The 21,871-nt window shown below is 68.6% G+C and carries 18 protein-coding genes; 7 read left to right on the forward strand and 11 right to left on the reverse strand.

Going from position 1 to position 21,871, the window contains the following annotated elements; all coding sequences use genetic code 11:
• Window positions 1-8 precede the first annotated feature (8 nt).
• From AC07Q9_RS05555 to AC07Q9_RS05565, 3 genes are all read right to left on the reverse strand, one after another.
• Window positions 9-2,162, reverse strand: coding sequence for a T6SS effector phospholipase Tle3 domain-containing protein (locus AC07Q9_RS05555; RefSeq protein ID WP_495307882.1), 2,154 nt, complete (start codon window positions 2,160-2,162; stop codon window positions 9-11).
• The gene (locus tag AC07Q9_RS05560) at window positions 2,159-5,323 is read right to left on the reverse strand and encodes a type VI secretion system Vgr family protein (RefSeq protein WP_495307884.1); all 3,165 of its coding nucleotides are present in this window, start codon (window positions 5,321-5,323) and stop codon (window positions 2,159-2,161) included. The genes AC07Q9_RS05555 and AC07Q9_RS05560 overlap by 4 nt, the downstream gene beginning before the upstream one ends.
• A 123-nt stretch (window positions 5,324-5,446) precedes the next feature.
• Window positions 5,447-6,325 carry a LysR family transcriptional regulator gene (locus tag AC07Q9_RS05565; protein ID WP_495307886.1) on the reverse strand — a complete coding sequence of 293 codons (879 nt, stop codon included), beginning with the start codon at window positions 6,323-6,325 and terminating at the stop codon, window positions 5,447-5,449.
• A gap of 103 nt (window positions 6,326-6,428) precedes the next feature.
• Between AC07Q9_RS05565 and AC07Q9_RS05570 the strand changes: the two genes are divergently transcribed.
• The 4 genes from AC07Q9_RS05570 to AC07Q9_RS05585 are packed head-to-tail and all read left to right on the forward strand — an operon-like array spanning window position 6,429 to window position 8,796.
• Window positions 6,429-7,031: a DUF6306 domain-containing protein gene (locus AC07Q9_RS05570; RefSeq protein WP_495307888.1), complete on the forward strand. Its 603-nt coding sequence runs from the start codon at window positions 6,429-6,431 to the stop codon at window positions 7,029-7,031.
• Between the two features lie 57 nt (window positions 7,032-7,088).
• Window positions 7,089-7,784, forward strand: coding sequence for an RNA polymerase sigma factor (locus AC07Q9_RS05575; protein WP_495307890.1), 696 nt, complete (start codon window positions 7,089-7,091; stop codon window positions 7,782-7,784).
• Between the two features lie 38 nt (window positions 7,785-7,822).
• Window positions 7,823-8,392 (forward strand): ferritin-like domain-containing protein, encoded by a 570-nt coding sequence (locus AC07Q9_RS05580; protein WP_495307891.1) that lies wholly within the window; start codon window positions 7,823-7,825, stop codon window positions 8,390-8,392.
• On the forward strand, window positions 8,389-8,796 hold the full coding sequence (locus AC07Q9_RS05585) for a c-type cytochrome (RefSeq protein WP_495307894.1): 408 nt from the start codon (window positions 8,389-8,391) through the stop codon (window positions 8,794-8,796). Before AC07Q9_RS05580 ends, AC07Q9_RS05585 begins: the two co-directional genes overlap by 4 nt.
• Here AC07Q9_RS05585 and AC07Q9_RS05590 read toward each other — a convergent pair.
• Complete coding sequence (locus tag AC07Q9_RS05590) at window positions 8,783-10,096, reverse strand: aminotransferase class V-fold PLP-dependent enzyme (RefSeq protein WP_495307896.1); 1,314 nt, start codon at window positions 10,094-10,096, stop codon at window positions 8,783-8,785. The genes AC07Q9_RS05585 and AC07Q9_RS05590 overlap by 14 nt on opposite strands.
• Window positions 10,097-10,100: 4 nt before the next feature.
• Window positions 10,101-10,994, reverse strand: coding sequence for an amino acid ABC transporter substrate-binding protein (locus AC07Q9_RS05595; RefSeq protein ID WP_307584189.1), 894 nt, complete (start codon window positions 10,992-10,994; stop codon window positions 10,101-10,103).
• 133 nt (window positions 10,995-11,127) lie between these two features.
• Between AC07Q9_RS05595 and AC07Q9_RS05600 the strand changes: the two genes are divergently transcribed.
• The 3 genes from AC07Q9_RS05600 (at window position 11,128) to AC07Q9_RS05610 (ending at window position 15,146) form a co-directional block, all read left to right on the forward strand.
• Window positions 11,128-12,057 carry a LysR family transcriptional regulator gene (locus AC07Q9_RS05600; protein WP_493194664.1) on the forward strand — a complete coding sequence of 310 codons (930 nt, stop codon included), beginning with the start codon at window positions 11,128-11,130 and terminating at the stop codon, window positions 12,055-12,057.
• Between the two features lie 274 nt (window positions 12,058-12,331).
• Entirely contained in the window at window positions 12,332-13,864 is a 1,533-nt protein-coding gene (locus tag AC07Q9_RS05605) for an FAD-binding oxidoreductase (RefSeq protein ID WP_495307899.1), read from the forward strand.
• 25 nt (window positions 13,865-13,889) lie between these two features.
• Window positions 13,890-15,146, forward strand: a complete 1,257-nt coding sequence (locus AC07Q9_RS05610; protein ID WP_495307901.1) for a lactonase family protein — start codon at window positions 13,890-13,892, stop codon at window positions 15,144-15,146.
• A 3-nt stretch (window positions 15,147-15,149) separates the two neighbouring features.
• On the opposite strand, the gene AC07Q9_RS05615 is transcribed toward AC07Q9_RS05610, so the two are convergent.
• The 6 genes from AC07Q9_RS05615 to AC07Q9_RS05640 form a co-directional block, all read right to left on the reverse strand.
• Window positions 15,150-16,619: an N-acyl-D-amino-acid deacylase family protein gene (locus AC07Q9_RS05615; protein WP_495307903.1), complete on the reverse strand. Its 1,470-nt coding sequence runs from the start codon at window positions 16,617-16,619 to the stop codon at window positions 15,150-15,152.
• The gene (locus tag AC07Q9_RS05620; protein ID WP_070064119.1) at window positions 16,616-17,533 is read right to left on the reverse strand and encodes a MurR/RpiR family transcriptional regulator; all 918 of its coding nucleotides are present in this window, start codon (window positions 17,531-17,533) and stop codon (window positions 16,616-16,618) included. Before AC07Q9_RS05620 ends, AC07Q9_RS05615 begins: the two co-directional genes overlap by 4 nt.
• Before the next feature lie 10 nt (window positions 17,534-17,543).
• Window positions 17,544-18,851 (reverse strand): amino acid deaminase, encoded by a 1,308-nt coding sequence (locus AC07Q9_RS05625; protein WP_495307905.1) that lies wholly within the window; start codon window positions 18,849-18,851, stop codon window positions 17,544-17,546.
• Window positions 18,848-19,834 carry an ABC transporter ATP-binding protein gene (locus tag AC07Q9_RS05630; RefSeq protein ID WP_495307907.1) on the reverse strand — a complete coding sequence of 329 codons (987 nt, stop codon included), beginning with the start codon at window positions 19,832-19,834 and terminating at the stop codon, window positions 18,848-18,850. The genes AC07Q9_RS05625 and AC07Q9_RS05630 overlap by 4 nt, the downstream gene beginning before the upstream one ends.
• 157 nt (window positions 19,835-19,991) lie before the next feature.
• Window positions 19,992-21,029 carry an ABC transporter ATP-binding protein gene (locus tag AC07Q9_RS05635; protein ID WP_495307909.1) on the reverse strand — a complete coding sequence of 346 codons (1,038 nt, stop codon included), beginning with the start codon at window positions 21,027-21,029 and terminating at the stop codon, window positions 19,992-19,994.
• Window positions 21,029-21,868 carry an ABC transporter permease gene (locus tag AC07Q9_RS05640; protein WP_095746729.1) on the reverse strand — a complete coding sequence of 280 codons (840 nt, stop codon included), beginning with the start codon at window positions 21,866-21,868 and terminating at the stop codon, window positions 21,029-21,031. The genes AC07Q9_RS05635 and AC07Q9_RS05640 overlap by 1 nt, the downstream gene beginning before the upstream one ends.
• Window positions 21,869-21,871 lie beyond the last annotated feature (3 nt).

Here is a 21,871-nt window from a genome sequence, read left to right on the forward strand (position 1 = left end):
GAATGCCCTCAATACAGGAAGCCCAACGGAGGGCCTTCGCGTTCATCCTTGATTCCATCGGCGTAGGTTCGCATGTGCTCGATGTCGTAGTACTCATGAAGTGTTTTTTTGGATTTTTTCTTGTCTGGTTCAGTCGGGACTTCGTACTTTCCTTCTGCGTAATACGAAAAGAAATTGTTGGGCTCCTGCTCCACCTTGTCCGGAATGAACCGCCAATGCGCAGTCTTCCGGAACCTCACCCAATCCTCCGGGCTCAACCAACAGTTCCCCACCGCCACGTCATACGCAAGCACACACCGCGCATGCTCGGCATTGGTGAGGATGGTCGAATGGTCCGTTGCGTTGGGGTTCTCGTTGATCATCCTCTGACGGTCTTTGTGTTCGTCTTCGTCTGTCTTGATATCGCCTTGCGCGCGGTGCATGCGAACGCGTGCATTGTGTTCATAGATCAGCTCACCCTGGCTTTGTGCATCGCCCTTGCCCTGCCCGCCATACAGCGTTCCAGTTTCGGGGTTCGCAGCATTCAGGGCATCGCGCGAACCGTCCTTGCCTTGGTCGAAGTCTCCGACGGTTCCATAGCGAACGCTTTGCGGCATGACGGGCTTGCGCAAGTAAGGCGCAGAGACCGGCACGGCATAGCCCTTGTCCGGCATGGCGCTGGCACTGATGCCGCCCATGGCGCGGGTGATCACATAGAACAGCGGTGACGCCAGCCACGACACCACCCGGCTCGGCAAAGTCTGCGAGGGATTGAAGTCCAGTGAGTACTTCACATGCTCGGGCTCCGGCACCCAGAACTTCTTGGGGTCGTGGTTGTCCTCGTGATACCGGTAGGTGCGCCCCCAGGCCTTGTCGCCGACCTGCAGCGGCTTGCCATCGCGCCGGGCCTGGGCCCACACCCGCTGGAACATGGTGCCCGCCGGGCTCGGCTCCTTCGCACCTTCGGGCATGACTGTCGCGTCGACCTTCTTGAGGGTCGCAAGATCGAGGCCCTTCCAGCCGATGCCCTGAACCGGACTTGCCGAAATGACCTGGTCGTGCGGGTTGCAATAAAGAAAAATCTTTCCTCTGTTGTCCCGGTCCTTGGATGGGTCTTCCGGTGGGTCGACCCAGAAGGCGCCCAACTCCCACAGCGGCTTTCCGCTTCCCTTGTCCTTCAGGCCGAGCCAGGCATTGATCTCTTCGCGCTTCTGTTCCGCCGCGGCCCGGGCCTCGACCAACGCGATGAAATTCTTCAGGGTCGCGACGCGCGCCTCGGGCGTCACGGCGCCCTTCTTCCCAGCGTGGCTGCGTTGGCTCCGGTTGACGACCTTGTCCATGAAGTTGATCCCGGTCGAATAGGGCGGGTTGCACATGACATAGGTGTCGGCAATGGCCTTGCCACCCGATTCCTTGTCGTTGCTCCCCAGGAATGCAGCGCCCAGTGACACCATGTTGCCCTGGCTGTGGCAGACCACGGTGATCGGGCAGTCGGGTTGTGCCTTGCGAATGGCCTTGATGAGTTCCTTCAACCGGTGCGCCGCATGTGCGAAGTAGGCACGCGGCGGCGACGCGTAGATCTCGCGCCCTTCGACAGGCAGCATGTTGGTGTAGATCCACCAGAACGCGCGGTCGTTCAGCCCCAGCCCCCACATGTCGGCCAAGGTGGCCGTGCCGTTCTGAAACGGGCCACCGCCCCAGGCGTCGAACTCGTCGAGAAAGATGCGCTCCTGCCAATACTCGGCGTTGTCCTGTTCGTTGGTGCCGTCTTTCGCCGCAGCCTTGAAGCCCCAGCGAAAACGGATCACCGGCGAACGTGACTCGCTGCTTTCGTCGATGTACGACTTCGTGCTGAGACTCTGGTCCAGCCTGCCATCGGGTTGAACCTCGGGCTTGTAACGCACGGCCGCCAGCGTCGAGCCGGCAGCCGCGCCCTCGACCCAACCCAGGCGCTCCATCAGGCCCTGGCACAACCCCGCCTCGGTCTGCTCATACCACTCGCCCGTGGAATTCACGCCGTGCACGAGGATGATCACACCCGGAATCGGTGACTTGGCCAGCAACTCCTGTCGCGGATCGAAGCTCTTTCCGGTCGACACGCGATCGTCGTTGGCGAGCACGTAGTTCTCTGCACTGACCGGCGCGCCCTGCGCAGGCACTGCATTTGTCGATTCGTCTGTCATGCGTGTCGTGTCCGGAGGAATTCGATCTTCATCGTCTCGAAGCCATCGAAATCGGTGATCGCGGTTTCGCCCTTGTCGTTGGAAACCCCTTCAATGACCTGGCCGTTGGCACGGGTGATGCGGTACCTTTGCTTCGGTATGGGATGACCATCGATCTCGCGCACGAGAACAAAGGAGCGATGGCTGCCGCCCGACTTCGGAAAAGCTGGCAGGTCGGCCCCCAGGCTCGTCGGCCCAGCCAACTTCCGCTGCACCGAGTGATAAGTGATCTTCCCCGGGCACTCGAACGTGATGTCCCCATCCTGCAGCGTGATCGACGCACCCTGCGCGGTCGCGATGCGGATCTTCTTCTTGGCCGCGAACTCCACCGTCTGGTCGGTGCTGGCGATCTTCAGCGCGTCCTTGGCCTGCACGCGCAGTTCGTCGTGCTGCGCCTGGAAGTCCAGGTCGTCGTTGCCTGCGATGACCGACAGGCCTGTGTCTGCATCGGCCTTCTGCGCACCGGCCAGCACCCCGATGGCCTGTCCGCTGTGCACGCGCAGCACGTCGGCCAGCGCCAGGTTGATGTCGCCGCCGCTGGCCAGCGTGGCGGTCTCGCCGCTGACGACCTGCAGCTGCTGGCCCGCCACCATCGCCAGCCCGCCGCGCGCGGCCAGTGCGATCACGGCGTCGCTGGTGTGCGGCACCTTGCCTTCGCCCGTGGCGATGGCCTTGTCTGCCGCATCTGCGTAGGCAGTGTCGAGCGCATCGGCCGTCACCATGCCGCTGGCGGTGCGCTCCATCGCGGCGTAGGGGGCGCGTTCCTTGTCGAGCTGGGATTCGTTGGCCTTGTTCGCGCCGATGTGCCCGGCCAGTTGCACGGTCTCGTGGGTCCTGGCCGCATCGCTCAGGGCCTGGCCCAGCTGCTGCACCTGCTTGAGCAGCGCCATGCCGGCGGCGAAGTCGCCCACGGGCTCCAGCTTCTGGCCGCCTGCGCCGTGGTACGTGCTCAGCAGCACGCCCTTGCCCCCTCGCAGGGCCGCATAGCCGTCGGTGCGCAGCTCCAGGCCCTGGCCTCGGAAGCTGCCCCGGAAGTTGTCGGCCTGGTGGATCAGGTGGCCCAGGTTCAGCTGGCTGTGGGCGGTGCTCGCATGCAGCTGCACGCGCAGCTGCTGGTTCGAATCGTCGAAGACCAGCTGGCTGGAGCCCTCGCCGCCGAACTCCTTGGTCTTGAAGCCGCTCAGGGCCGCTGCATTGCGGTGGCCCTTGTCGTCGGCGCTGGCGCCGTGCCAGGGCGGGGCGTGGCCGGCCGCGAGGTTGGCCTGGGCGCTGGGCGAGGCGTTGCTGGCTTGGGCGAAGACGTCTTCATTGGTTTCACCGGCTCGCGATGCACCGCCGGGCGTGGGGGCGATGCCGCCGTCGCCGCGGCCGTTGTACAGCGCACCGACGATGACGGGCTGGTCCACATCGAGGTCGACGAACTTGACCAGCACTTCCTGCCCGATGCGCGGCAGCCACTGCCAGCCCATGCCGGGGCCCGCCTGGCGCTGGGCCACGCGGATCCAGCGGGTGCTGCGGTTGTCCTGGGCGTTGTCGCCGTTGCTGCTGTTGCCGTTCTCGCTCGATCCGTTCTGCCAGTGGAAGCGCACGCGCACGTCGCCGCGGTCGTTGCAGTACAGCTCGTCGGCGCCGTTGGGCGAGGTCTCGCCCGAGGGCCCGACCACGATGGCGCTGTGCACGCCGCTGGCCGTGGGCCTGGCGTGCAGGCGGGCACCGTCGGCCGCGGCCAGGGCCGGGCGCCAGGGGCGCGGGGCGTGCACGCCCGAGAAGCTGTTGGCGTAGCCCTGGGCCTGGGCGCTGGCCAGGCTCTGGGGCTGCGGATAGATGCTGTTGTCGTTGTTCGTGCCTGTTGCTGCAGACACCAGCCCGAACACATCGGCCTCGGCCGTCACGGGGGCGCACGGCTGATCGAACACCAGGTGTTCCGTCAGCTCACCCAGCTGCGACGCAATCGATGCGGCCGTGTCCTTGGGCAGGTTGTTGATGCCCACGTGTTCGACGGTGTCCAGCAGCAGCGCAGGCCTGGCTTGCAGTCCGAGCGCAGGCGCGTCGTCGATCTCGAGGCGCGTGCCCGCGCGCAAGGTGCGCATGGTGCTGTGGCCCAGCATCAGGTCGGCGCGGCATTCGGCCGCTTCCATCATCAATGCGGCGTAGCGCTCGACGGTGCGGTTGGTGTCCCAGCCGCGGCTGCGGTCGTTCAGGCCCAGCACGTCGTCGTACTCCAGGCGCGGCGCGTTCTTGCCGCCCACCGGAAAGCGCGCCGGGGCGCTGCCTGTGAGCTGGCGCTTGCCGTCGACGTTCCATGCGCTCAGGTGCACCTGGGCCACCGACTGGCGCATGCGCCGCACCAGCGCCTGCACGGCGTCGCTGCGCTCCTGGGAGCTCTTGCGGTGAAAGCGCACGGGCGAGCCTGCATCAGCGGGCTGGGTGTCGTTCGACGAGAAGATGACGAGCTTGTGGCCGGTCGGGGCCTGGGCGTCTTCCTCGATGCGCCAGGCCAGGCCTTCTTCGGCCAGCAGGCGCGAGAAGAAGTCGTAGTCGCTCTCGCGGTACTGGGTGCAGTAGGTGCGAACAGGTGCGTCGGCCAGGAAGCTGTTCACTTCGGAAGAGAAGGCCCAGCTGCCCGCATCCGCATACGGCGCCAGCACGCGTTCGATGATGTCTGCCACGCTGCGCTGCTGGAAGACCTGGCTGCGCCCTTGCTGGGTGGCCAGCCAGAGCCAGGGCACGAGCGTGAGGCGGTAGCGAGCCAGACCGCCATCGGAGCCCAACGACTCGACTGCGCGAATCAATCCCGTGCGCTTTGCGAGCGAGCCATTGGCCAGCACCGTAACCAGCGTCAGCGGCTGGTCGATCAGCGAACTCAGAGCCAGGTCCGCGCGCAAGCTCAGGCACACGACGCGCAGCTCGAACAGCTGCGACACCGCCTCGCGCTGCACCCAGCCCTCCACGCGCAAGGCGTCGATGCTCTCGCGCGCGGCCGACGAAGAAGATGAAGCGGCACCGGGCGCTTCGAGGCGATACAGCCGAGCCGTCTGGCTCAGCTCGGCCCACAGGGCGCTGCGGTCAGCGGAAGGTGACGACGAACGCATGCGCAAGGGCACGCTGCCGTGGTTGGACATGAAACTCCCCGAACTTATTTTTCTTCCCCGCGTTGCGCGGGGTGGCATGCGTCCGATTGTCGGAGTCCCGGTGGCCTGCGCGTAAGTACCTGAAAGTAGCACCCGGCGATGCAGGACGGCGCCTCAGTCCGGCAAATGCACGCCGCTGTCCCGGCGCCCTTCTTCCTCTGCCGCCACCAGTCGCAACCCGGCGCGCACGCGCGCCAGCGTCTCGTTCTCGCGCTGCGGCGCATACACGGCGTGCGCCGAATGCGAGAACTCGGGCGCGCCCTGCACCAGCCGCAGCCGGCCGTCGGCCAGGAAGGGCCGCGCGACGCCGATGCGGAAGTAGCCCGCGCCGCCCACGGCGAGCAGGTAGGTGAGCGCCAGCGGCCCGAGCGAGATCGACACCGGCGCATGGGCCAGCTCCGGAAACGCGGCCTCGTGGTTGGCCGCGAAGGCCGGGCCCCAGTCGACCGACACGTAGCGCGTGCGGTCGAGCCGGCCTTCGGGGTCGGTGGTGACCATCACCAGCCGCTCCTCGGCCAGCAGCTCGGCGACGAGGCCGGGGCGCTGCGGCGGGTTGTAGAGCACGGCCAGGTCGAGCGCACCGCCCTGCACGCCGTCGAGCAGGCGCTGCGCGCTGTCGACCTCGGCGCGCAGCGCGATCTCGGGGCAGACGCGGTGCATCCAGATCAGCCAGTCGGCCAGCAGCGGATGCCACAGGCTGGGCTCGCTGCCCACGCTCACGCCTTCTTCGATCCCCGGCGGCAGCGCGACATGCTGGCGCGCGCGCTCCCACACCTGCACCAGCGTGGTCGCGTGCGCCACGAAGCGCTCGCCCGACGCGGTGAGCCGCGCGCCGGCCTTGTTGCGCACGAACAGGCGCCGCCCGAGCTGGTCTTCGAGCAGGCGGATGCGTGCGCTGACGGCGGTCTGCGTCAGGTGCAGCCGCTCGGCCGCGGCCACGAAGCTGCCGGTGGCCGCGACTTCGAGAAAGGTGCGGGCGAGGCCGATGTCCATCGGATTCATATTAGTTTTTTTGCACTCATTTGCAATGAACATTCATTGGCTTGGGGAGAAGCATCGGTTCACCATGAGCGCACGACTTCAGGAGCCCCGCCCCATGCGTCCCCTGCCGCCCATGCCCCACGCCGCCCCGCCCGACGATGCCGCCCAGCCCTTCGCTGACACGCCCGCCGCGCTGCGCGCGCAGGGGTTGCGCTTTCCCGAGCGGGTGGAGGTGTCCTCGCCGGTCTGCTACGCCGACGCGCTGGACGCGGCCTACCGCGAAGCCGGCGACCGCGACGCACTGCTGGCCGCGCTGAACGAACTGCTCGAAGCCGAGCGCGCCGGCGCGCGCATCACGCTGCGCAGCGCCGCCGAGACCGACGACCCCGCGCTGCAGCGCCTGGTGACCGACATCCACCGCGACGAGGTGCGCTGGTGCGGCGTGCTGATCGACGCGATCCAGTCGCTGGCCGCCACGCCCAGCACGCGCACCGGCGCCTTCTACGAGCGCGCGATGGCGGTGCCGGAACTGGACGCGCGCCTGGCGCTGCTCAACCGCGGCCAGGGCTGGGTGGTGCGCAAGCTGCAGGCGCTGCTGCCGCGCATCGGCGACGCGCACATCCACGGCGAGCTGACGGCCATGCTGGTGTCGCACCAGCAGAACATCGCACGCGTGAGCGCGCAACAGGCGCCGCACGGGCCGCAGGAAGGCGCCTGAGAAAGTTGCAACACGGCGCGGGGATGCGCCATCCAATGGGCAGAAGGAACTCACCGCATGCCGCCCACCGCCCTGCCCCTCGTTGCCGATGCCGACGCGAACGCGTCCGATGCCGAACTGGCCGCACGCGCCGCGCAGGGCGACACGCAGGCCTTCACGCGCATCATGCGGCGCCACAATCAGCTGCTGTTTCGCACCGCGCGCAGCATCCTGCACAGCGACGCCGACACCGAAGACGCGCTGCAGGACGCCTACCTGCGCGCCTGGCGCGCCATCGGCGGCTTCCGCGACGAAGCAAAGCTCTCGACCTGGCTGGTGCGCATCGTCATCAACGAGGCGCTGGGCCGCCTGCGCCGCCGCGGCGCGCAGGTGATTCCGCTCGACGGCGGCATGGCTGCAGGGGACGACGACGATGCCCCCGACACGCAGCTCGCCGACGACCCCGACCGCCAACCGGAGCGCCTCGCCATGCGGGAAGACCTTCGCCGACTCATGGAGCGCCGCATCGACCGGCTGCCCGACGCCTACCGCACCGTGTTCGTGCTGCGCGCGGTGCAGGAACTCAGCGTCGGCGAAACCGCCGAGGCGCTGCGGCTGCCCGAGGCCACGGTGCGGCTGCGCTTCTTCCGCGCCCGCAGCCTGCTGCGCGAAAGCCTGTCGCGCGACCTCGACCTGGCGACGGGCGACGCCTTCGCGTTCGACGGCGCGCGCTGCGACCGCATCGTGGCGCGCGTGCTGGCGGCACTGCCCTGATGGCTTCCCACAACCACCACCCCCGAGGAGACCCCACCATGTCCTTTTTCCTGATGCCCACCCCGGCCGCCGCGCGGCGCGCCTTTCTCGGCCACTCCGGCCTGATGCTGTCGGGCGCCGCCGTGGCACTGCTGGCGGGGCGCGACGCGCTCGCCGCGAAGAGCGGCGGCGCCACCGGCAACGACGTGCAGATCCTCAACACCGCGCTCGGCGCCGAGCTCGAGGCCATCGCGGCCTACCAGCTCGGCGCGGAAAGCACGCTGCTCGAGAAGCCCGTGCTCGACCTCGCCGTGACCTTCCAGGGCCACCACAAGGAACATGCGGACGTGCTGGCCAAGACCATCGCGAAGCTCGGCGGCAAGGCCGTCGCGGCCAAGGCGCGCTACGACTTCCCGGTGGAACAGCTCAAGTCGCAGGCCGATGTGCTGCGCTTCGCGGCGAAGCTCGAGCAAGGCGCCGTGAGCGCCTACCTGGGCGCGGTGCCGTTGTTCGGCCACCGCGAGCTGTCGAAGGCCGCGGCCAGCATCCTCGGCGACGAGGCGATGCACTGGGCCGTGCTGCGCCAGGCACTCGGCGAGGCGCCGGTGCCTTCGGCGTTCGTGTCGTGAGCCGTGCGGCGCGCGGGCTCGCTGCGAGCCTGCTGGCCGCATGGGCCTGTGCGGCTGCCGCAACGCCCGACGCGGTGCGCGGCGAACAGGTCTACGCGCGCTGCCAGGCCTGCCACGCGCTGGCCACCGACCGGGTCGGGCCGCGCCACTGCGGCCTGTTCGGCCGGCTCGCCGGCAGCGTGCCGGGCTTCGCGTACTCGGAGGCGATGAAGAAGTCGCGCATCGTGTGGAACGACAAGACGCTCGACCGCTTCCTCAGCGCTCCGCTCGCGATGGTGCCGGGCAGCAGCATGACCTACGACGGCGTGCCCGACCCGCGGGAGCGCGCCGACCTGCTCGCCTACCTGCGGCAGGCGAACGACACGCCGGCCTGCGCGGCGCTGGCGCGCCCTACGCCGCGCTGATTGCAGGCGTGAAAGCGTCGGCAATCTCGCGCGTCACGCGCAGGAAGGCCTCCATCTCGCCCACCGTGTGGCAGTGCAGCGGCGACACGCGCACGGTGCCTTCGAGCCCGAAGGATTCGAGCATCCGCTTCGAGTAGATGCTGCTGGCCACGCGCTCGTACACCGTGACGCCGCGCTGGCCGTACTCCACCACGGCCTGCGTGCAGTCGAGCCCGTCGAAGCCGATGCCCAGGATCAGGTCGCGCTGCGTCAAGTCTTCGTGGTCGAGGAACACCTGCACGCCATCGAGCGCGCGCAGGCCCGGCGTCTGCGCGGTGCCGTCGAGCAGCGTCGCCAGCAGCGCGCGCTCGTGCAGCTCGATGCGCTCGATGCCCGCCACGAAGCGCGCCCGGCGGTCGGTCGCATCGGTGAAGTGGCCGCCGAGCCAGCCCACGTAGTCGACGATTTCGGTGAGCACCGCGAACTGCCACGGCGCCGAGCTGCCCAGCTCCCAGTGGCCGGGCTTCTTGCCGGCCAGCTTGTGGTGCGGCAATGCAGCCGCGCGCTCCGACATCCACGAGAAGCCCGAGCCGCGGCAGCCGAAGAACTTGTACGGCGCAAGGTTGATGCCGTCCACCGGCGTCTGCTGCAGGTCGATGACACCGTGCGGCGCGTGCTGCACGGCATCGACGAGGATGTACAGGTCGGGCTTGATCTCGCGCGCGCGCCGCACGATGGCCGCCATGTCGAGCTTGGCGCCCGAGATGTTCGACGCATGGATCACGTTGAGCACACAGGTGTTCTCGTCGACCAGCCCCACGATGGCGTCCACGTCGACACCGCCGGTGACGGGGTTGCTCCTGGCCACGCGCAGCTCGCGCCCGAGGCGCTCCGCATACAGGCGCATGGCGTCGAAGGCCGAGGGGTGCTCGAGCGCGGTCGTGACCATGTTCGTGCCCGGCACGTTCTCGGCCACCGCGCGCACCATGTCGAACATCGCGCCCGAGGCGGTGAGCGAGGGGTACACGCTGCCGCCGGTGGCGTTGAGGATGGTGCGCAGGTCGTCGGCACCACGCGCCTGCATGGCCTGCAGCTCGACGGCGGTGGCGTGGATGCGCTCGGCGTTGTCGGGAATGGCGTCGACCTGCGCGAAGCGCTCGACCGCCGCCTTGAGCCGGAACGAGCCGCCGGCGTTGTCGAAGTACAGGCGCTCGCGGCCGTGGTGGTCGCGTTCGATGCCCAGGAAGCGCTCGCGCACCTGGCGCATCAGCGCATCGGAAAGGAGCTCGCCTCGGGGCAGGTCCGCACGTGTGGCTGCCATGGTGTCAGACGCCCTTGTTGTTGGGGTTCTTGTAGATCTCGCGCACCGCGTCCGTCATCGGGAAGTTCAGGTTCGCGTTGCGCGGCGGGATCGGCGAGAGGAACCACTTGGTGTACAGCTGCTCGATGGCGCCCGACTTCATGAGGCCGTTGACGGTCTCGTCGACCAGCGCCTTGAACTCGGGGTCGTCCTTGCGCAGCATGATGCCGTAGGGCTCCTGGCGCAGCGACTCCTTGAGGATCTTGTAGTCGCCCGGGTTGGTGGAACTGGCGATCATGCCGGCCAGCTGCACGTCGTCGAGCACGTAGGCATCGGCGCGGCCGGTGGACAGCAGAAGGAAGCCGTCGGAGGTGTCCTTGCCCGCGATCTCGTTCACCTCGATGGTGCCGCTCTTGCGCGCGCCGCGCAGCAGCTGGATCGAGGTGCTGCCCGAGACGGTGGCCACGTTCTTGCCGTTGAGGTCGGGCAGCGCGTTGATGCCCGAGCTCTTCTTCACGGCGGCCGTGATGTTGGTGACGAAGTGGCTGGGCGCGAAGTCGACCTGCGCCTGGCGCTGCGTGGTGTTGGTGGTGGTCGCGCAGTCCAGGTCCACGGTGCCGTTCTGCAGCAGCGGGATGCGGTTGGTCGAGTTGAGCATGGTGTAGCGCACCTCGATCTTCGGCAGGCCCAGCTTGGCCTTCACGGCGTCGACGATCTTCAGGCAGATGTCGTTGGTGAAGCCGATGGGCGCGCTGTCGGCGCTGAGCTTGTACGAGAACGGGATCTGGCTGTCGCGCGCGCCGATCTGGATCGTGCCGCTGTCCTTGATCTTGCGCAGCGTGCCGGCGTCCTGTGCGCTGGCGGCGCCGCAGGCAAAAACAAGGGCGAGTGCCGAAGCAAGAGGCAGTTTGAAGTCCATGGTGTGTTCCTTGGGTTGCAATGACGGTGGCCTGGCGCGCATCTTCTGCGTCCCGATGAATTTCTAAAAGCGATTTTTTGTGATCGAATCGCATGAAGAAAAGCGTTCTTTCTTTCAGGAGCCGCCCGCCGTGATGACCTTCAAGCAACTCGAAGCCCTGTACTGGATCGCCCGGCTGGGCGGCTTCGCGCAGGCGGCCAACCAGCTGCACACCTCGCAGTCGGCCATCTCCAAGCGCGTGCACGAGCTGGAGCAGCTGTTCGACACCGAGCTGTTCGACCGCAGCCAGCGCACGGCGCGCCTCACCGAGAAGGGCGAGGAGATGTTCGTGCTCGCCAGGAAGCTGCTCGACCAGCGCGACGCCGCCGTCGAGCAGTTCGGCAAGCCCGGCGTGGTGGAGCGGCGCATCCGCCTGGGCGTGACCGAGCTCACCGCGATGACGTGGCTGCCGCGCCTGGTCGGCCTGATCCAGCAGCACTACCCCAAGGTGATCCTCGAGCCCGACGTGGACGACAGCCTGCAGCTGCGCGACAAGCTGCTGGCCGACGAGCTCGACGTGGTCATCGTGCCCCACACCTTCGCCGACTCGCGCATGCAGAGCAAGGTCATCGGCCGGGTGAAGAGCGCGTGGATGTGCAAGCCCGGCGTGGTGCAGGCCGGTGGCACCGTGCGCCTGCACGACCTGGCGCGCCACCGCATGCTGGTGCAGGGCAACAACTCGGGCACCGGCCGCGCCTACGACGCATGGATGAAGGACCAGGGCGTGCAGCCCGCCAACGCGATCGTGGTGAGCAACCTCGTGGCGCTCACGGGCCTCACCGTGTCGGGCCTGGGCGTGAGCTACCTGCCGCGCGAATGCCTCGCGCCGCTGGTCGACGCCGGCATGCTCGAGGTGCTCGACGTGACGCCCGCGCTGCCCGTGGTGCGCTACGTCGCCATGCACAAGGGCGAGCACCGCAGCGCGCTCACGTCGTCGATCGTGATGCTGGCGCAGGCGTGCTGCGACTTCACGCGGATGTTCCAGGCACAGCCGGAAGACGAAGCCGCGGCAGGCGCACGCTGAGATCGCAGGCGCCTTCTGCGCGCCCTTTCTTGCGCGCCGAATGTGGTGTTCGTGACGCGAAACCCACATGCTTTCGAGGGGGTGCGACGCGCTCGAAATTGACGGCAAGATGAGCGCCATCGTGCGGCATTCCGCACGGCCTGCTGGAGATAAGACATAACGCTTCCATTTCCGGCCGGCCTTGCAAATGAATACCCGCGCGTAAGACACGCCCCAGGTTTCGCATCCTTCTTTCGTCTTACCGCCGTCGCACGGCGTCCTTCAGAAAGTGCCCATGACCATCACCGTGACACGCCAGGATCCGCGCTACAACACCCTGAAGAAAGGCTTCAACCTGCGATGGCCTTCCGTTGATTCGGATGCGGCATCGCGCATCGAGCTGGTGGAGAACGCAGACGATGCCGCCGCCGCGCTGCAGCGCATCGTCGATGCGGGCCGGCGGCCCACGGTGCGCAGCGGCGGGCATTGCTATGAAGACTTCGTCTCCAACAACCCCGGCGGTGCGATCCTCGACCTGAGCCTGCTCACGCAGGCCAGTGCCGAGCGCAAGGGCGACGGCCGCTACCGCGTCGCGCCCGGCACGCAGAACTGGAACGGCTACCTCGAGCTGTACAAGCAGCACAACGTCACGCTGCCCGGCGGCTCCTGCTATTCGGTGGGCGCGGGCGGGCACATCTGCGGCGGCGGCTATGGGCTGCTGTCGCGCCTGCAGGGCCTCACGGTCGACTGGCTTTCGGCGGTGGACATCCTCACGGTCGATGCGCGCGGCAAGGTCGTGCCGCGCACCGTGGATGCCGCCCGCGAGCCCGACCTGTTCCGCGCCTGTCGCGGCGCGGGCGGCGGCAACTTCGGCGCGATCACCAGCTATGTGTTCGACACCCTGCCGACCGCGCCGCGCGAGGTGGCGCTCGCGGTGGTCGCGTTCGACTGGGCCAGCATGACGCCCGCGCGCTTCGCCCAGCTGCTCGCCATCTACGGCGACTACTGGGCCACGCGCGGCACCTCGCCCGACACCTGGGGCATGTTCTCGCTGCTCAAGCTCACGCACCGCTCGTCGGGCCAGATCGTGATGCTCACGCAGTTCTGCAACCCCGACGGCACCTGCAACGACCTCACGGTGCTCCACGACTTTCTCGACCGGTTTCGCGCCTGCACGCCCGTGCCGCTGAAGGGCCGCACGCCCGGCGTGGGCCCGGCGCCGCGGCAAGACACGGGGCAGCTGCTGTGTTCCAAGCCGCACACCGTGACGCGCTACGACTGGCTCACGGCCACGCAGTACCTCAACGGCTCGGGCGAGAACCAGCGCGGCAAGTACAAGTCGGCCTACATGAAGCGCAACTTCACCGCGCGCGAGGCGCAGCGCATCTACACGCACCTCACGCGCACGATGCCCGGCATCGACCTGAGCCAGTCGCTGGTGCAGGTCGACTCCTATGGCGGCGCGATCAACAAGCCCGAGCGCATCGAGGACACCGCCGTGCCGCAGCGCGCATCGATCATGAAGCTGCAGTACCAGACCTACTGGCGCAGCGCGGCGGACGATGCGGGCCACCTGCGCTGGATCGGCGATTTCTACCGCGACGTGTACGGCACGCCCGACGTGCCCGAGCGCTTTGCCGGCACGCCCTACCCCGGCGAGCGCTACGAGGGCTGCTACATCAACTACCCGGACAACGACATGCTGGCGCACCCGTTCTGGCCGCAGCTCTATTACGGGGACCAGGGGCTCTACGCCTTCCTTCGGAAAGTGAAGCGGCGTTACGACCCGAACAACATCTTTCACCATGCCATGTCGGTGCGGCCCTGAACCCTTGCACGAGAGGAAAGAACCCATGACACACAGTCCCAGCCAGCCCGGTCGGAACCGCCGCGCCGTCATGCAGTGGATCGGTGGTGCCTCCGCGCTCGGCGCATTGACACCACTGGCCCCCGCCAGTGCGCAGACGCCCGAGACTGCAAGCAGCGCAGTCGCCAGCACCCTGCCCGCACCCCGTTTCGCCTACGTCGGCACCTACACCAGCGACGCGCCGGGCGGCACCGCCGGCGGCCCGGCGTCGAAGGGCATCTACGTGCTCGCGATCCGGGACGGCAGCTGGACGCCGGTGCAGGCCGTCGCGAGCGCGAACCCCTCGTTCCTCGCGGTGCACCCGAGCCGTCGCTTCCTCTACGCGATCAACGAGATCGACGCCTACCTGGGCCTGCCCACCGGCACGGCCGAGGCCTATGCGATCGATGCGAACGACGGGCGCCTGACGCTGCTCAACCGCCAGCCGCTCTCGCTCTCGGGCGTGGTCCCCGCGCACCTGGCCGTGTCGCCCGACGGCCGTGCGCTGGCCGTGGCGCTGTACGGCGGCGGCGCCTACAACGTGCTGCCCATCGAGGCGGACGGCAGGCTGGGCAAGGTCTCGGGCATCGAGAAGGAAACCGGGTCAGGCCTCGACGCCGAGCGGCAGGAGTCGCCGCATCCGCACATGGTTCTGTTCGACGGCACGGGCCAGCGCCTGCTCGCCACCGACCTGGGCACCGACCGCATCAACGCGTTCACGCTCGCCGACGGCCAGCTGTCCCTGCTCGGCCGCACGGCCGTCGCGCCCGGCAGCGGCCCGCGCCACCTCGCGCTGCATCCATCGCAGCGCTTCCTGTACGTGGTGAACGAACTCGACGCCACGGTTGCCGGCTTCGGCTACGACGCGGCGAGCGGCAAGGTCGGGGAACAGCGCCAGCGCGTCTCGACCGTGCCCGAGGGCTACGCCGGCCAGAAGAACGCGGCGGCGCTGGTGATGCACCCCTCGGGGCAGTTTCTCTACGCAAGCAACCGCCGGCTGAAGTCGGACCACCCGATGGCCGACAGCATCGCCGCGTTCCGCATCGACCCGAGCAACGGCGCGCTGACACCGTTGCAGCACTGGAGCGAGGGCCTGCGCTTTCCGCGTGCGCTGGCGATGGCGCCGGGCGGCAGCCACCTCTACGCGCTCAGCCAGAAGGGCGACACCCTCTTGCGCTTGCGCATCGACCCGGCCAGCGGCAGGCTGGACCAGCCGGTGCAGGTGGCGCAGGTGCCCGCGCCCGTCTGCCTGGTGTTTGCCTGATCCCTAGCGTCCGCGCGTGAGCATCCGCCCCGCGCGCGCCAGCACCTTCGCTTCGCCCTCGCCACCGCGGTAGGCCAGCACGCCGTTCACGAACACGCGCTCGACGCCGACGCTCACGCCATGCGGCTTGTCGTAGGTCGCGGTGTCGGTGATGGTCTCGGGGTCGAACACCACCACGTCGGCCATGGTGCCGACGCGCAGCAGGCCGCGATCGGCGATGCGCAGGTTCCGCGCCGTCATGCCCGTCATCTTGTGCACCGCCTGCTCCAGCGTGAAGAGCTTGCGCTGGCGCCAGTAGCGTGCGAACACGCGCGGGAACGCGCCCCACAGGCGCGGGTGCGGATGGCGGTCGTGCGGCAGGCCGTCGCTGCCGATCATGGTGAGCGGGTGCGCAATGACGCGCTCCACGTCTTCTTCCTGCATCTGGAAGTAGCAGGCGCCGCCGGGCTTCAGCCGCAGGCAGGCTTCCTGCTCGGTGGTGCCCCACTCGCGCGCGATGTCGGAGAGCAGGCGGCCGGTCATTTCGGGGTGCGGGTCGGACCAGGTCAGCAGCACGTCGATGACACCGTCCACCAGGTCTTCGCGCAGCACGGTGGAGCCGGCCACGTACGGGTAGACGTCCATCGCGATCGACTGGCGCCGCGACAGCGCCTCGATCAGCGGCAGCGTCTCCTTCGTGCGGCCCCAGTTCGCAGGACCGGCGCACTTGTGGTGCGAGATGACCAGCGGCACGCCGGCGTTGAAGGCCGAGTCGCCGGCCTCGTGCAGCGCCTCGATGATCTGCTGCATCTCGCTGCGCAGGTGCGTGGCATACACGCCGCCGTGGCGCGCCACGACGCGCGCGAGCGCGGTGACCTCTTCGGCCGGCGCCGCAAAGGCTTCTTCGTAGAACAGGCCCGACGACATGCCGTGCGCGCCCGCGGCCATGCAGTCGTCGAGCAGCGCCTCCATGCGCGCGAGTTCGTCGCCATCAGCGGGCCGGTCGAGCGCCTGCATCGCCGCGAAGCGCAGCGTGGTGTGGCCCACGAGGGCTGCCACGTTGAGTGCCGGTTGCACCGCATCGACCGCCGCGCGGTACTCGGCCATGGTCGCGTGCTTGAACGACTCCGCGCCCAGCAGCGTGAGCGGCGGCTTCGACTGCGGCGTACGGTACGGCGCCAGCGAGATGCCGCAATTGCCCGTGACCACCGTCGTGATGCCCTGAGACACCTTGGGCAGGCACAGCGGGTCGCGCAGCACGATGGCGTCGTCGTGCGTGTGGGCGTCGATGAAGCCGGGCGCGATCACCTTGCCGCGGCAGTCGACCACGTCGATGTCGGCGATGTCCAGCCCTGCAGGCAGCCGCGTGCGCAGGCCTTCGCCCAGCGCGAGGATGCGGTCGCCCTGCAACAGCGCGTCGCCGGGCCACGAAGGGCCGCCCGAGCCGTCGACCACGAGGCCGGCTTCGAGCAGCACGGCGGGTGCGTTGCTCATGATTCGCCGTCTCCCTTTTTTGCGTTGATGCCGCCGCCGTCCCAGCTCTGCAGCGGGTGCGTGGTGGCGTCGATGCCGTGGCGCTGGAAAGCCTCGCGTGCGCGCTGCAGGCGCTGCACGGCGGGCTCGCCGCGGTGCTGCGCCACCAGCACGGTGAGGATCTCGATGACGGTGAGGTGGGTGAGGTAGGCGTCGATGCCCACGTGCATCACGGCATCGTCAGGCACCGACAGGCCGATGAGGAAGTCGGCCTTGGCCGCGAGCGCCGTGCCCGGCCGCGTGAGCGCGACCACCTTCGCGCCCTGCCCGCGCGCGATGTCGACCGCGTCGAGCAGCGAGGGCATGCCGCCCACGTGCGAGATGGCGATGACCACGCCACCCGGACGCTGCGCCGCGCCGGCCACCTGCTGCAGGTGGTAGTCGGCCCAGGCGTTGGCCGAGAGGCCGAGGCGGAACAGCCGCGCCTGCAGGTCGTTCGCCATGAACCACGAGGTGGCGCCTGCGCCGTACAGGTCGACGTGCGGTGCGGCGGCGATGGCGCGCACGGCGCCGTCGAGCACCTGCATGTCGAGCTGGCCGCGCACGCCCGAGACCGAAGCCGCGGCGCTGCGCGCGATCTTGCTGACCACTTCGTCGGCGGCGTCTTCGATGTTGACGCGGCGGTGCAGCGGCGAACCGCCGAGCGCCAGCTCCTGCGCGAGCGCGAGCTTGAACTCGCGCAGCCCGGCAAAGCCGAGGTCGCGGCAGGTGCGCATGATGGTGGGCACCGAGCTGCGCGAGCGCTCGGCCAGCTGCTCGAAGCTCTCTTCGAGCGCGCGGTCGGGGTCTTCGAGGATCAGGTCGAGAATCGCGCGCCGCGTGGCCGGCGCATCGCCACGCGCCTCGGCGATTCTCTGGAGCAAGGAGGGCGTCATCGGTGCATTTTCAGAAGTGCATGGCGACGGCGTCGCTCACGCGGTAGTCGTTCTCGACCACGGGCATCCAGTGCCACTTGTCGAAGGTGGTGCAGGGGTGCGAGATGCCCAGGCCCACGCGGTCGCCGACGACCGGTGCTTGCGCCTCTTCGCTCTCGTCCCAGCGCAGGTAGGCGTGCTGGTCGTTCAGCGCGGTGATCTTCCAGCCGGCGGGCACGCCCTGGGGCTGCAACGCGCCGCGCGCTGCGCGTGCGATCGGCACGGGCATCGACAGGTCGAAGGAGATGTCGCGCTTGCCCACCGACAGGATCGCCAGGCCCGGCTCGGGCCGCGACTGCACGTTGGCCCAGACTTCCATCGCGGGTGTCAGGCCCTCGCCGCACTCACAGCCCAGGCGCTCGTCGACCACGCTCACCATGCGCTTGTAGAAGCCATGGTCGTGCGTGACGTAGCAGCCCGAGCGCAGCAGGCCGCGCACCGGCGCACCCAGCGCGGGCTTCAGGCGTCCGGCCACGAGGTCGAAGATGGCCGAGCCGCCGGCCGAGACCAGCACCTCGTCGGTCTCGAAGAGCTGGTGCGTGTCGCAGTGGCGCGCCACAGCTTCGACGCGGTCCATCAGCGTGGTGGCGTAGGCCGTGTCGGGCCCGCTTTCGCCGGTGGCGCCCTGCCCTTCATAGGTCTCGATGCCCACGAGCTTGGCCGCGTCGCTGGCGCGCACCCGCGTGGCGAGCGCAATGGCTTCGTCGTGCGTGCGGCAGCCAGTGCGTGCACCCTGCACGCCGATCTCGAGCATGACCTCGAAGGGCACGCTGGCGGGATGGCGCTTCGACCAGTCTTCGATCAGCGCCAGCTGCGCGAGCGAGTCGACCAGGAACACGATGCGCAGGTCCGCATGGTCGGCCAGCAGCAGCTGGATGCCCGCGAGGTCTTCGTCGCTCACGACCTGGTTGGCGATCAGCGTGCGGCGCGCGCCGGCGGCCACGCCCACGGCCAGCTGCGTGACGGTGGCAAAGGTCAGGCCCCAGGCGCCGGCGTCGAGCTGGCGCTGGAACAACTGCGGCGACATGGTGGTCTTGCCGTGCGGTGCGAGGTCGATGCCCCATTCGCGCACGCGCGATTGCATCCATTGGAGGTTGTGTTCGAGCGCCTCGCGCTTGAGCACGGCCAGCGGCAGCGGCAGGTCGCCGGCCAGCACGTTCCAGCCGGCGGCGCCGACTTCGCTGCGCAGGCGCGGCGGCTGGGTGCGCGGGTAGCCCTTGAAACGGTCGCTGAGCAGCGGGTCGATGAAGTCTTGGGTGGCAGAAACGGTGTCGGTCATGGTCGTGCAACGGCGATGTTGGAGAGCAGTTCTTTGCGGATGCAGGCGCTGTAGTGTCCTGTGGAAATCTCCTCAAGCGGCGGTACCGTCTGCGCGCAGGCCTCGATGGCATGCGGGCAGCGCGTGCGGAACACGCAGCCCGAGGGCGGCGAGATCGGGCTGGGAATGTCGCCCTTCAGTGCGATGCGCTCGGTGGCCAGCTCGGGGTCGGGCTTCGGGCTCGCGGCCAGCAGCGCCTGGGTGTAGGGGTGCGAGGGGTTCGCGAACAGCTCCTCGGTGGTGGCGACTTCCATCACCTTGCCCAGGTACAGCACCACCACGCGGTCGCACAGGTACTCGACCACGTCCAGGTCGTGCGAGATGAAGAGCATGGTCAGGCCCAGCCGCTCGCGCAGGTCGGCCAGCAGGTTGATGACCTGCGACTGGATCGACACGTCGAGTGCCGACAGCGGCTCGTCGGCCACGATGAACTCGGGCTCCACGGCCAGCGCGCGGGCCACGCCGATGCGCTGTCGCTGGCCGCCCGAGAACTCGTGCGGGAAGCGGCTCGCATGCTCGGGGCGCAGGCCCACGGTTTCGAGCAGCTCGGCGATGCGCTTGTCACGTGCCGCCGCGCCCTTGTGCAGGCCGTGCGTGGACAGCGCCTCGCCCAGGATGGCGCTGATGCGCATCTTCGGGTTCAGGCTGGCGTACGGGTCCTGGAAGATGATCTGCAGCTTGCTGCGCAGCTTGCGCATGCGCTCGCCGGAGAGGCCGCCGATGTCGTCGCCGCGGTACAGCACCTGGCCCTCGGTGCGCTCGACCAGGCGCAGCACGGTGCGCCCGATGGTGCTCTTGCCCGAGCCCGATTCGCCGACCAGGCCGAGGGTCTCGCCGGGGTGGATCGCGAAGGAAACGTCGTCGACTGCGCGCACGGGACGCTCGCTGCTGCCGAAGTATTTCTTGAGGCCGCGGACTTCGATGAGGGGAGAAACGGTGGTCATCGTGGGCTTTTGGTTTTAGCTCCCTCCCCTTCCGGGGGAGGGTTGGGGTGGGGGCACGACGGCACGGGATGAAGCACTGCGCCGAACGAACGCCGCTTGCCCCCATCCCAGCCTTCCCCCGGAAGGGGAAGGAGTAACACGCCAGGCAGTGCGCTCGTCATGCGACCCTCGCGAGTTGGGCATCGGGCTGCACGCGAATGCAGCGGGCCTGGCGGTCCTGGCGGATGTCGATCAGCGGCGGCATCGCGTCCTTGCAGCTCGCCAGTGCCTGGTCGCAGCGCGGCTCGAAGGCGCAGCCGGGCGGCGGCGCGAGCGGACTCGACACCTGCCCGCGAATCGCGAACAGGCGCTTGGGCTTCGGTTGCCCGGGAACCCGCGCCTTGCCCGGCAGGCAGGCCAGCAGGCCCTGCGTGTACGGATGCTCGGGCTGTGCGAACAACGGCCGCACCGGCGCACGCTCGACCACGCGGCCCGAGTACATGACCACCACGTCGTCGGCATGGTGCGCCACCACGCCCAGGTTGTGCGTGATGAACAGGATGCTCATGCCCGTCTCGGCCTGCAGCCGGCGCATCAGCTCCAGGATCTGCGCCTGGATGGTCACGTCCAGCGCGGTGGTGGGCTCGTCGGCGATCAAGAGCGTCGGGTCGCAGGCCATGGCCAGCGCGATCATCACGCGCTGGCGCATGCCGCCCGACAGCTGGTGCGGGTACTCGTGGATGCGCTGCGCCGCGGCGGGAATCTCGACCAGTTCCAGCATGCGCAGCGCATGGGCCAAGGCCGCTTTGCGATCGAGCCCCTTGTGCAGGCGCACGCTCTCGGCAATCTGCTCACCGATGGTGAACACCGGGTTCAGGCTGGTCATGGGCTCCTGGAAGATCATCGACAGCTGGTTGCCGCGCAGCGAGCGCATCTCGCGCTCGCCGATCTGCAGCAGGTCCAGCGTCTTGCCCTCGCGCGTGACGAACGAGGCGCTGCCGCTGACCTGCGCGTTGGCGGTCTTGGGCAGCAGGCGCATCAGCGTGAGGCTGGTGACCGACTTGCCCGAGCCCGACTCGCCGACCAGCGCGGTCGTCTTGCCCGGTTGAATCGAGAAGCTCACGTCGGCCACCGAGCGGATCAGGCCATCTTCGGTGGGGAAGCTCGTGCTCAGGTTGGTGACCGTGAGCCGTGGGGTGTTGTTCGCGTTCGTCATCACGAGGTCTTCTTGAGCTTCGGATCGAGCAGGTCGCGCACGCCATCGCCCAGCAGCTGCAGCGACAGCGCCGTGAAGATGATCGCCAGCCCCGGGAACAGCACGACCCAGAAGGCCTGGTGCGCGTACTGCTGGCTGCCCGCGACCATGGTGCCCCAGGTGGGGATCTCGGGCGGCACGCCCACGCCGAGGAACGACAGGCCCGCCTCGGCCAGGATCGCGTAGGCAAAGATGAACGACACCTGCACGAGGATCGGCGACATCAGGTTGGGCAGGATGTGGCGCCACAGGATGCGCGAGGTGCGCACGCCCAGGGCCCGCACGGCCTCCACGAAGAGCAGTTCGCGCACCACCAGCGTCGAGGCCCGCACCACGCGTGCGACACGCGGTGTGTAGACCAGCACCAGCGCGAGCACGGTGTTCATCAGCGACGGCCCGAGGATGGCCACCAGCGCGATGGCCAGCAGGATGTCGGGGAAGGACATCATGGCGTCGACCACGCGCATCAAGGGTGCATCGAGGCGGCGGAAGAAGCCAGCCATGAGGCCCAGCACGGTGCCGGCGATGACCGCGCCCAGCGCCGTGAGCGCCGCAATGGCCAGCGAGTAGCGCGCGCCATGCACGATGCGCGAATACATGTCGCGCCCGAGTTCATCGGTTCCGAGCAGGTGTTCGGCGCTGGGCGCCTTCAGGCGCTGCAGCACGGCGGTGTCGTTGGGGTCGGCCGAGGCGACCAGCGGCGCGCCGATGGCCATGATGGCGATCACCAGCAGCACCAGGGCGGACACCATCACGATGCGGCGGTGCATCAGCTGGCGGAGCATTCGAGGCATGCGCATCGT

It is taken from the genome of Variovorax sp. GW821-FHT09A10 (assembly GCF_059418385.1).

Bases quoted from the DNA above. Each gene is read 5' to 3' on its own strand.
- AC07Q9_RS05600 (WP_493194664.1), top strand. From the start codon at position 11,128: ATGACCTTCAAGCAACTCGAAGCCCTGTACTGGATCGCCCGGCTGGGC.
- AC07Q9_RS05595 (WP_307584189.1), bottom strand. From the start codon at position 10,994: ATGGACTTCAAACTGCCTCTTGCTTCGGCACTCGCCCTTGTTTTTGCC.
- AC07Q9_RS05615 (WP_495307903.1), bottom strand. From the start codon at position 16,619: ATGAGCAACGCACCCGCCGTGCTGCTCGAAGCCGGCCTCGTGGTCGAC.
- AC07Q9_RS05620 (WP_070064119.1), bottom strand. From the start codon at position 17,533: ATGACGCCCTCCTTGCTCCAGAGAATCGCCGAGGCGCGTGGCGATGCG.
- AC07Q9_RS05560 (WP_495307884.1), bottom strand. From the start codon at position 5,323: ATGTCCAACCACGGCAGCGTGCCCTTGCGCATGCGTTCGTCGTCACCT.
- AC07Q9_RS05610 (WP_495307901.1), top strand. From the start codon at position 13,890: ATGACACACAGTCCCAGCCAGCCCGGTCGGAACCGCCGCGCCGTCATG.
- AC07Q9_RS05565 (WP_495307886.1), bottom strand. From the start codon at position 6,325: ATGGACATCGGCCTCGCCCGCACCTTTCTCGAAGTCGCGGCCACCGGC.
- AC07Q9_RS05555 (WP_495307882.1), bottom strand. From the start codon at position 2,162: ATGACAGACGAATCGACAAATGCAGTGCCTGCGCAGGGCGCGCCGGTC.
- AC07Q9_RS05575 (WP_495307890.1), top strand. From the start codon at position 7,089: ATGCCGCCCACCGCCCTGCCCCTCGTTGCCGATGCCGACGCGAACGCG.
- AC07Q9_RS05635 (WP_495307909.1), bottom strand. From the start codon at position 21,029: ATGACGAACGCGAACAACACCCCACGGCTCACGGTCACCAACCTGAGC.
- AC07Q9_RS05640 (WP_095746729.1), bottom strand. From the start codon at position 21,868: ATGCGCATGCCTCGAATGCTCCGCCAGCTGATGCACCGCCGCATCGTG.
- AC07Q9_RS05570 (WP_495307888.1), top strand. From the start codon at position 6,429: ATGCGTCCCCTGCCGCCCATGCCCCACGCCGCCCCGCCCGACGATGCC.
- AC07Q9_RS05625 (WP_495307905.1), bottom strand. From the start codon at position 18,851: ATGACCGACACCGTTTCTGCCACCCAAGACTTCATCGACCCGCTGCTC.
- AC07Q9_RS05580 (WP_495307891.1), top strand. From the start codon at position 7,823: ATGTCCTTTTTCCTGATGCCCACCCCGGCCGCCGCGCGGCGCGCCTTT.
- AC07Q9_RS05630 (WP_495307907.1), bottom strand. From the start codon at position 19,834: ATGACCACCGTTTCTCCCCTCATCGAAGTCCGCGGCCTCAAGAAATAC.
- AC07Q9_RS05590 (WP_495307896.1), bottom strand. From the start codon at position 10,096: ATGGCAGCCACACGTGCGGACCTGCCCCGAGGCGAGCTCCTTTCCGAT.
- AC07Q9_RS05605 (WP_495307899.1), top strand. From the start codon at position 12,332: ATGACCATCACCGTGACACGCCAGGATCCGCGCTACAACACCCTGAAG.